This is a genomic window from Kitasatospora putterlickiae, assembly GCF_039527695.1.
Lineage (GTDB): Bacteria > Actinomycetota > Actinomycetes > Streptomycetales > Streptomycetaceae > Kitasatospora > Kitasatospora putterlickiae.
In genome coordinates this window covers 1-2,595 of record NZ_BAAAKJ010000333.1, presented here as the reverse complement: position 1 = coordinate 2,595, position 2,595 = coordinate 1, and the positions used below count along the sequence as shown (strand labels likewise).

Annotated in this window: 3 protein-coding genes and 1 pseudogene; 1 reads left to right on the top strand and 3 read right to left on the bottom strand. The window is 75.4% G+C overall.

The features are described 5' to 3' along the window. Positions 1-336: pseudogene (locus ABD308_RS31360) on the top strand (hypothetical protein); the annotation flags it as partial. On the opposite strand, the gene ABD308_RS31355 reads toward ABD308_RS31360, so the two are convergent. The 3 genes from ABD308_RS31355 to ABD308_RS31345 all read right to left on the bottom strand — a co-directional run. Beyond that, positions 290-1,036 (bottom strand): VOC family protein, encoded by a 747-nt coding sequence (locus tag ABD308_RS31355; RefSeq protein WP_344342561.1) that lies wholly within the window; start codon positions 1,034-1,036, stop codon positions 290-292. The pseudogene ABD308_RS31360 and the gene ABD308_RS31355 overlap by 47 nt on opposite strands. 53 nt (positions 1,037-1,089) lie before the next feature. After that, positions 1,090-1,737, bottom strand: coding sequence for an alpha-ketoglutarate-dependent dioxygenase AlkB (locus tag ABD308_RS31350; protein ID WP_344342560.1), 648 nt, complete (start codon positions 1,735-1,737; stop codon positions 1,090-1,092). 46 nt (positions 1,738-1,783) lie between these two features. After that, positions 1,784-2,595, bottom strand: an 812-nt coding sequence (locus ABD308_RS31345; protein WP_344342559.1) for a YncE family protein, incomplete at its 5' end; no start/stop codon positions are given.

The following is a 2,595-nucleotide window of genomic DNA, read 5'->3' as shown; positions in this document are numbered from 1 at the left end:
GCCCCGCCGGAGCAGCAGTTCGACGTCGTCAGGGACGGCCTGGAGTCGGGCTTCGCCCTGGTCGACCTGGTGCCGGACGGCCGGGTGCTGGTGGCCGGCGGTCCCTGGGCGGGGACGGCCTGGCCGGCCGGACTGCTGGACGGGCCGCCGGGGCGGCTCGGCGGGCTGGTCTGCCCGATCGTCGCGCCGCACGCGCAGATCGAGATCAAGCGGATGATGCCGGTCTGGGACCCGCGCCGTCCGCGCCGGGCGAAGGACGCCGGGGACATCGCCCGGCTGCGGGAGGCGCTCAGGCGGCCGGTGTCCGCTCCGCCGACGGGAGGCCGACCAGGGTGAACGCCGCGCCGCCGTCGTCGCGGACCACCGCCCGCCGCCCGAACGGGGTGGGTTCCGGTCCGGCCGGCACCGTGCCGCCGAGTTCGCGCACCCGCTGGACCGCGAGGTCGGTGTCGGCGGTCCCGAAGTGGACGGCCCAGCCGGCGTCCGGTCCCCGTGCGATGCCGCCGGCCGGCTGTCCGTCGACCCGGAACAGGGTGGCGCCGTCGGCCTCGCGGCCGTACGCGTAGCCGAAGACCCGCTGGTAGAAGGCCCGGGCGGTGTCCGGGTCGGGGGAGTGCTGCTCGCTCCAGCTGAACGCGGCCGGCTCGTCGACCAGGCCCGCGCCCTGCCACAGCAGCCCCTGCCGCAGGCCGAAGACCGCGCCGGCCGGGTCGGCCGCGAGCGCCGCCCAGCCCTGTTCGGGCGGCACCTCGTAGGGCTCGCGCAGGACCCGCCCGCCCGCCTCCCGGACCGCCTCGGCCGTGCGCGCGGCGTCGGTCACCGCCAGGTACGTCGTCCAGGCCTGCGCGGAGCCCGCCGGCCCGGTGGTGAGGCCCGCGACCTGGGCGCCGCGCAGCGTGGCGACGGTCCGGCCGGGCAGGTCGACGAACTCCCAACCGAACAGCGCGCCGTAGAAGCGCCGGGCCCGCCCGGGGTCCACCGCGCCCAGCTCGACCCAGCAGGGGACGCCCTCGTGGTACCTGCCCGCCTTCGGCATGCCGCGGCCTCCTCGGACCTGGGTCTCTCCGGTGGGTCGGTGCGCCTACGGGCTCAGGAGACGCCGCGCGGCCGGAACTGGACGCTGATCCGGGGGCCCGCCGGCCGGGCGGTCTTCGGTACGGCGTGCTCCCAGGTGCGCTGGCAGGAGCCGCCCATCACCAGCAGGTCGCCGTGCCCGAGCCGGTGCCGCAGCACCGGGCCGCCGCCGCTCCGGGGACGCAGCAGCAGCGCCCGGGGTTCGCCGACGGAGAGGATCGCCACCATGGTGTCCTCGCGCGCGCCCCGCCCGATCCGGTCGCCGTGCCAGGCCACGCTGTCCCGGCCGTCCCGGTAGTAGCAGAGCCCGAGGGTGCGGAACGGCTCGCGCAGCTCGCGCGCGTAGTACGCGCTCAGCGCCGTGCGGGCCTCGCCGAGCACCGGGTGCGGCGGCGGGTCGTCCTCCCGGTAGGAGGCGAGCAGCCGGGGGACGTCCACCGTGCGCTCGTACATCTCGCGCCGTTCGGCCCGCCAGGGCACCTCGGCGGCCAGCTGTTCGAACAGCCGGTCCGCTCCGTGCAGCCAGCCGGGCAGCAGGTCCACCCAGGCGCCGGACCCCAGCGCCTCCCTGCGCACGCCCGTGAGCGGCCCGAGGGCGGGCCCGGTCGGCCCGGGGTCGTCGAACAGCGACGGCTGGAGGTGGACGGCGGCGGTGGTGCTCATGGTTCCAGCCTACGCCGAGAATCGAACAGGTGTCCGAATTAGGGGCTCAGAGCGGGATGATCACCAGCGACCGTTCGAAGAAGGCGGTGACGTAGAGGCGGTCGCCGTCCGGACTGACGGCGACACCGCGCGGGCCTCCCGGCACGGGGATGACGCGGGTGACGGCGCCGCTGTTGACGTCGACCACGGAGACCGTGTCGAACGGGAAGTGGGCCACGTACAGCATCGAGTCGTGCGGGCCGACGGCCAGGCCGTACGGCCCCCGGTCGACCGGGAACACGTCCAGCGGCTCGGCCGGCGTCGGCCCCTCCACCTGGATGACCTCGGTCGCGTCGTACACCGAGACCGTGTTCGCGAAGTAGTTGCCGGCGTAGAAGCGGTTGCCGGAGGGGTCCGCGGCGAGGCCGACCGGAAAGTCGATGCCGGTCAGGGCGCCGTGGCTCTTGGTGAGCAGATCGGAGATCATCACCTGGTTGTCGATGGCGTCGGCGATCAGTAACTGCTCGGGGTGGACGGTGACGGCCAGGCCGTACGGGCGGGCGCCCGTGCCGGTGCTGGTGATCTCGCCGCCGGTGGCGGTGTCGAACACCTTGACCACGTCGGAGGACTGCTCGGCGACGTACAGCCGCTCGCCGGGCGGGTCGAGGGCCACCCCGTACGGGCCGACGGCGACCGGGAAGGTCGTCGCGACGGTGTTCGCCGGGGTGTCGACGGCGGTGACCGTCCCGTCGAGGAAGTTGGTGACGTAGACCCGCCGGCCGTCGCCGCTCGCGGCGACGCTGTGCGGGCCCTCGCCCACGGGAATCGTCTCGTAGGTGTGGGAGCCGGTCCGGTCGGGGCCGTCCGCCGGAGTGGTGG

Coding starts and splice junctions, on each gene's coding strand:
- ABD308_RS31355 (WP_344342561.1), bottom strand. CDS start 1,036: ATGCCGAAGGCGGGCAGGTACCACGAGGGCGTCCCCTGCTGGGTCGAG.
- ABD308_RS31350 (WP_344342560.1), bottom strand. CDS start 1,737: ATGAGCACCACCGCCGCCGTCCACCTCCAGCCGTCGCTGTTCGACGAC.